We start from the raw sequence: 6,689 nt of genomic DNA, 5'->3' as shown, positions 1-6,689 counted from the left end.
TTACTGCTCATAAGCACCTCGTTAATTAGCCATTTTATCTAACTAAAAGGTGTCTACAAAATCGGTGGCTATTCATTTATCCTGTGCTTGCTTAAAAGTCATTTCGCCTTTTTCAACTTGATCAACAACTGACAATTTAAAGGCAAGATTATAATCTCGTTGTGTACGCTTTAGTGATGTAGGCATAACGCTCTCCATAATTTAAGGATGGAAAGTGTCAACTTTATTTAGGATGGGACATTCTAAATAAAAAAAGACGCCGAAGCGTCTTTTTGAATCAATCTTTAAATTTGCAATTAAGCAGATTTTACCGCATCTAGCAATGCAGATTGACGATCTTTCAATGCTTGTGGAAGACGAGCACCTAGCTTAGTAAATAGCTCAGTGTGGCTTTCAAGCTCTTTGATCCATTGATCTTTATCTTGCTTAGTCACAGTTTCAAATTGATCTTTCGTGAAGTCTAAACCAGACCAGTTCAACTGCTCATAAGTCGGCACCAAACCAATTGGAGTATTGACCGCATCAGCACGACCTTCACAGCGATCAATGATCCACTCAAGAACACGCATGTTTTGACCGAAACCAGGCCATACGAAGTTGCCTTCTGCATCACGGCGGAACCAGTTCACGTTGAAGATTTTGGGCAATTTGTTGCCAGCAGCTTCAGCTTTTGCACCAACTTGTTGACCAAGCTCTAACCAGTGAGTGAAGTAATCCGCCATGTTGTAGCCAGCAAATGGCAACATCGCAAATGGATCACGACGTACGACACCTTGTTGACCAACGGCAGCAGCAGTGGTTTCAGAACCCATTGTCGCAGCTTTATATACACCATCAATCCAGTCAAATGCTTCTGATACCAACGGTACAGTGTCAGCACGACGACCACCGAAGATGAATGCAGAGATCGGCACACCTGCTGGGTTTTCCCAGTCTGCATCAATAGAAGGGCATTGACCTGCAGAAACTGTAAAGCGCGCATTTGGATGAGCTGCTTTTTCTGCGCCTGTATGAGCTTGACCTTTCCAGTTGGTCAAATTCGCAGGTGCTTCTTTCGTTAATCCTTCCCACCAAATTTCACCGTCAGCTGTGACAGCGACGTTGGTATAGATCACGTCTTTGTTCAATGTTGCCATACAGTTTGGATTAGTTTTTGTATTCGTACCTGGTGCAACACCGAAGAAACCTGCTTCAGGGTTAATCGCATAAAGACGACCATCTTCACCTGGTTTGATCCATGCAATATCATCACCGACAGTTTCGATTTTCCAACCTTCATAACCTGCAGGTGGAATCAACATTGCAAAGTTTGTTTTACCACATGCAGATGGGAATGCCGCAGCGATGTAGTGCTTTTCACCTTGAGGGTTAGTTACGCCAAGAATCAACATGTGTTCAGCTAACCAACCTTGCTCACGACCCATTGCAGATGCGATACGAAGTGCCAAGCATTTTTTACCAAGCAACGCATTACCGCCATAACCTGAACCATAAGACCAGATTTCACGAGTTTGTGGGTAATGAACGATATATTTTTCACTGTTACAGGGCCAAGCAACATCTTTTGCACCTGCAACGAGTGGCGCGCCAACAGTGTGTACACATGGTACATACTCACCGTCTATACCAAGTACGTCGTAAACTGCTTTGCCCATACGAGCCATTTTACTCATGCTGATCACAACATATGGAGAGTCAGTCAACTCGATACCGATGTGTGCAATGTGGCTACCCAAAGGACCCATAGAGAAAGGGACAACGTACATCGTACGACCTTCCATAGCGCCTTCAAATAAGCCATTGAGTTTTTCACGCATTACTGCAGGAGCTTCCCAGTTATTGGTTGCGCCTGCGTCTTCTTCGTTTTCAGTACAGATAAATGTACGATCCTCGACACGTGCCACATCAGACGGATCAGAGTTTGCTAGATATGAACCTGGGTGTTTTTCTTGATTCAATTTTTGCATGGTGCCGTTAGCGATCATCAAGTCAACAAGACGTTGATACTCTTCTTCACTGCCGTCACACCATTCGATTTTTGCAGGTTTAGTTAATTTAGCAATTTCTTCAACCCAAGCAACAAGCTTAGGATGACGAACGAATTCTGGTGCGTTCACTTGGGTCATGATGAGGCCTACTTTTCTTTAAAAATGTACTATCCGTACAACGCACAGTCGGGATACAACTGCACGATAATGACTAAGATATATACGTTATATCGTCGTTAAAAATGGGTGCACATATTAAAACATATTTTTGTTGGAATAGGTATCCAAGCTTCACTCTCAAGAGAAGCTTTAGGTTGATAATATTCATGTAAGATATTGAATTAAAACAATTATATTAAAATCATTGTGATATAATTTAAAATTTATGCTTGGTATTTATATTCTAAATATTAAATAAAATCCTTATAAATCAATCATAAACTAATTTTACAGTTGTGCACTACCATCTGTTGTATATTTGCAATAACTATTGAAGTAATCACATCGTTATAGATTGTGATTTGACATACTTTGATCTCAGTACACTGCTATTTTATTTAAATTCAAAGTATTAAGAAAAATTGAAGAATGATCTGTAACTTGCAGAATGTGAGATAAAACATCATATGACAGTACCACTCTCTATTATTATGAATGTGCGATCAGGGCATCATGGCGAAGGGCATGAGATGGAAATGCACTTGATTTCACAAAGCTTGCAAAAATCAGATTTTGACGTCGAATTGTTTTTAACAGAAGAGAAGTTTCCACTGAATCAATGTGTTAATAGCGCAGTGGCAAAGCATAAGCAATATGCAAAAGGCAAGCGTGGCGTCATCGTTGCAGCGGGTGGTGACGGTACGATCAATGCGGTTGCGCAGGCGCTGATGCACACAGATATTGAGCTAGGCATTTTACCGCTTGGTACTTTTAATTATGTAGCACGAGCGCTTGATATTCCTGTCGCACTGCCAGAAGCGGTACAGAATCTGATTGATGGCGTGGCGAAGCCGATACATGTTGGACAAGTGAATGATAAAATTTATCTGAATAATGCCAGTATTGGCTTATATCCTGTGATGATCGAAAACCGAGAATATTATAATAAAAAGTTTGGTCGTTTTCCGTTAGTGGCTTATCTGTCAGGCTTGGCGGTGCTTGCGCAACCACAAAAATATTATCGCTTGAAAATCAAAATTGATGGTCAAAAGCACCCGATTGCATCGCCGATGGTCTTCTTCGGCAATAATCAACTCCAACTGCAAGATTTAAAATTACGTTTGGCTGATTGCGCTGCACAAGGCAAATTGGCAGCTGTGGCAGTGGGTCATGTGACTCGATTTCAGTTATTTCAACTCATGGTCAAATTGCTACAAGGGGAGCTTGAACATGCCAAAGATGTCTATAGTTTTTGCGCAGAAAATGTCGAAATCTCAACGCAAAAGCCTGTTATGAAAGTTGCGCTGGATGGTGAAATTATGCGATTGCGTACACCACTCAAGTTTAAAGTTACGCATGATGCGATCAATGTCCGTGTACCCCGCTCTACATTGGGAGAGATGTAGGCATGCTATTACATTTATCCGATTTACATTTTGGTACGGAGCTTCCCGAACGTGTCCAAGCGGTGAAAAAATTCTGCGAGCAGCATCAACCTGAGTTGGTGATTGTCAGTGGCGATTTGACCCAACGTGCTCGCTTTCAGCAGTTCTATGCCTGTCGGCAATTTTTAGAAAGTTTAAATATTCCGTATCTTGTGGTACCGGGTAATCATGATATTCCGTTGTATCATGTGTGGCGACGTTTCTTTAATCCGTTTGGTCGTTATCAATTGTTCTTTGGCGCAACGGAAAAGGAGATTATCTCTGAGCATTTTTATGTGGTCGGCGTCAATAGTATTCGCCCAAAATATCATACCAAAGGTTATGTTTCTACCAAGCAAATCGCAGAAGTTGAAGCCAAACTGAAAAATGCACCTGAGCATTTATATAAATTGGTTGCGGTACATCAGCCATTTTACTGTGAACCGTTTGATAAGCATGTGGACGATTGTCCTGTATCGGGAGAAATTGCGCTCAGGCACTGGGCAGATGCAGGGCTGAATGGTTTGTTACATGGACATTTGCATCAGTCTGCAGTGTATCATCTTAATCAGTTTTACCATCTCGATGTGGCGCAATCGGTACTCGACATTCATGCAGGTACGACCTTCTCCAATCGCACCCATCATGGTGAGGAAAATGGCTTTAATGTGATCACTGTGCAAGGTGAAATTGATGCTTATTTATATGATGAATCAGCAAAAAGTTTTCAAAAATGGAAACGCATTTGGCCGAAGAATGACATGACTTAAATTTTTCGATGAAAAAAAGCACAAAAAGTTAAAAAAATTATTTTTTTGCTCTTGAAGCCCTACAGGTCACCCCCATTTCAAAAACAAATTCAATATTGCATCGCCGAAAAGATTTATGAATTCAGGCGGTGTATACATCAAATCTAAAATTTACCTGAAAAGTTCAGATGAATGGAGTAAAACATGAGTAATATTCGTCCCCTACATGATCGTGTTGTGGTTCGTCGTGTCGAAGAAGAAACTAAAACTGCTGGCGGTATTTTGCTACCGGGTTCGGCTGCTGAAAAACCTGCTCAAGGTGAAATCATCGCTGTAGGTAATGGTCAAATCACTGACAATGGCGTGCGTGCACTCGATGTTAAAGTTGGTGAAAAAGTATTGTTTGGTACTTATGCGGGCACAGCAGTCAAAGTCGACGGCGAAGAGCTTTTAATCATGAAAGAATCTGACATTTTAGCGATTCTTGAAGGCTAAAACTCAGATTGATTTAGTTTTTAAATTAATGTCTTAAAAATCAGATTAAAGATAATTCGGAGAAAAATTCATGTCAGCTAAAGACGTAAAATTCGGTGCTTCAGCACGTGCAAAAATGATCGACGGCGTAAATGTCCTTGCCGATGCAGTGAAAGTCACTTTAGGGCCTAAAGGTCGTAATGTTGTGATCGACCGTTCTTTCGGTGCACCGCACATCACTAAAGATGGTGTGACTGTTGCTAAAGAAATCACTTTAAAAGATAAATTTGAAAACATGGGCGCTCAGCTTGTCCGTGAAGTGTCTTCTAAGACCAACGATGTGGCGGGTGACGGTACAACGACTGCGACTGTACTTGCTCAAGCGATCTTGGCTGAAGGTATCAAGTCTGTAACTGCTGGCATGAACCCTACAGATTTGAAACGTGGTATCGACATCGCTGTACGCACTGTAGTTGAAAACATCAAATCTACAGCAAAAGCTGCTGACGACTTTAAAGCGATTGAACAAGTGGGTTCAATCTCTGCAAACTCTGACGGTACAGTGGGTAAGTTGATCGCTCAAGCGATGGAAAAAGTCGGCAAAGAAGGCGTGATTACTGTTGAAGAAGGTTCAGGCTTTGAAGATGCTTTGGACGTTGTAGAAGGTATGCAGTTTGATCGTGGTTATATCAGCCCGTACTTCGCCAACAAACAAGACACGTTGACTGCTGAACTTGAAAATCCGTTCATCTTGCTTGTTGATAAAAAAATCAGCAATATCCGTGAATTGATCACCACTTTGGAAGCAGTAGCGAAAACTGGCAAGCCATTGTTGATCATCGCTGAAGATGTTGAAGGCGAAGCATTGGCAACTCTTGTAGTTAATAACATGCGTGGCATTATCAAAGTCTGTGCAGTCAAAGCGCCTGGTTTTGGTGATCGTCGTAAAGCAATGCTTCAAGATATTGCGATCTTGACTGGTGCGAATGTGATCTCTGAAGAAGTCGGTATGTCTTTGGAAAAAGCGACTTTGGAAGACTTGGGTACTGCGCATAAAGTCACAGTATCTAAAGAAAACACTGTAATCGTAGACGGTGCAGGTAATGCAACACAAATCGCTGAGCGTGTACAACAAATCCGTGCGCAAGTTGAAGAGTCAACTTCTGAATATGACAAAGAAAAACTGCAAGAGCGTGTTGCGAAACTTGCAGGTGGTGTTGCAGTGATCAAGATCGGTGCTGCGACTGAAGTTGAAATGAAAGAGAAAAAAGATCGTGTAGACGATGCGCTTCATGCAACACGTGCTGCGGTTGAAGAAGGTGTGGTTGCAGGTGGTGGTGTTGCGCTAGTACGTGCAATCAAATCACTTGACGGTGTGACAGGTGCAAATGATGACCAAACTGTTGGTATCAACATCTTGCGCCGTGCGATCGAAGCACCACTTCGTCAGATCGTTGCCAATGCGGGTGAAGAGCCGTCAGTAGTGATTAATGCTGTAAAACAAGGCGAAGGAAACTTTGGTTATAACGCTGCGACTGGTGAATATGGCGATATGTTGGAAATGGGTATCCTTGATCCTGCAAAAGTAACCCGTTCTGCACTTGAACATGCGGCATCTGTTGCAGGCTTGATGTTGACTACAGAAGCAATGATTACTGATATCCCAGAAGACAAACCTGCTGCACCAGACATGGGCGGTATGGGGGGCATGGGCGGTATGATGTAAAACATCGCTCATCTTATCTAAAGAAAAGATCGCTTCGGCGATCTTTTTTTATGTTTTGAGAAATGGCGAAAATGAAAAGAATGATTTGGAATTGTTACGAGTTTGGTCGTTTTAGTTTTGCTTTTGAGGGCTGAGAAAGGCAAAATACAGGCAAGATTTTTATAACTTT

5 protein-coding genes are annotated in these 6,689 nt (G+C 41.9%); 4 read left to right on the top strand and 1 reads right to left on the bottom strand.

Going from position 1 to position 6,689, the window contains the following annotated elements:
• Nucleotides 1-296 precede the first annotated feature (296 nt).
• A complete protein-coding gene (locus tag MKI79_RS11125; RefSeq protein ID WP_241573607.1) occupies nt 297-2,126 on the bottom strand; it encodes a phosphoenolpyruvate carboxykinase (GTP) in 1,830 nt (609 codons plus the stop codon).
• A 488-nt stretch (nt 2,127-2,614) separates the two neighbouring features.
• Here MKI79_RS11125 and MKI79_RS11120 point away from each other — a divergent pair, with 488 nt between their 5' ends.
• From MKI79_RS11120 to groL, 4 genes are all read left to right on the top strand, one after another.
• Entirely contained in the window at nt 2,615-3,553 is a 939-nt protein-coding gene (locus MKI79_RS11120; protein ID WP_241573606.1) for a diacylglycerol/lipid kinase family protein, read from the top strand.
• A 2-nt stretch (nt 3,554-3,555) separates the two neighbouring features.
• On the top strand, nt 3,556-4,341 hold the full coding sequence (locus MKI79_RS11115; RefSeq protein WP_241573604.1) for a metallophosphoesterase family protein: 786 nt from the start codon (nt 3,556-3,558) through the stop codon (nt 4,339-4,341).
• Between the two features lie 183 nt (nt 4,342-4,524).
• The gene (locus MKI79_RS11110; RefSeq protein ID WP_241573602.1) at nt 4,525-4,815 is read left to right on the top strand and encodes a co-chaperone GroES; all 291 of its coding nucleotides are present in this window, start codon (nt 4,525-4,527) and stop codon (nt 4,813-4,815) included.
• A 70-nt stretch (nt 4,816-4,885) separates the two neighbouring features.
• Nucleotides 4,886-6,520, top strand: coding sequence for a chaperonin GroEL (gene groL / locus MKI79_RS11105; RefSeq protein WP_241573600.1), 1,635 nt, complete (start codon nt 4,886-4,888; stop codon nt 6,518-6,520).
• Nucleotides 6,521-6,689: the final 169 nt, after the last annotated feature.

It is taken from the genome of Acinetobacter sedimenti, from assembly GCF_022601685.1.
Lineage (GTDB): Bacteria > Pseudomonadota > Gammaproteobacteria > Pseudomonadales > Moraxellaceae > Acinetobacter > Acinetobacter sedimenti.
The sequence above is the reverse complement of the archived record's forward strand: the minus strand, read 5'-3'. Positions and strand labels throughout refer to the sequence as shown.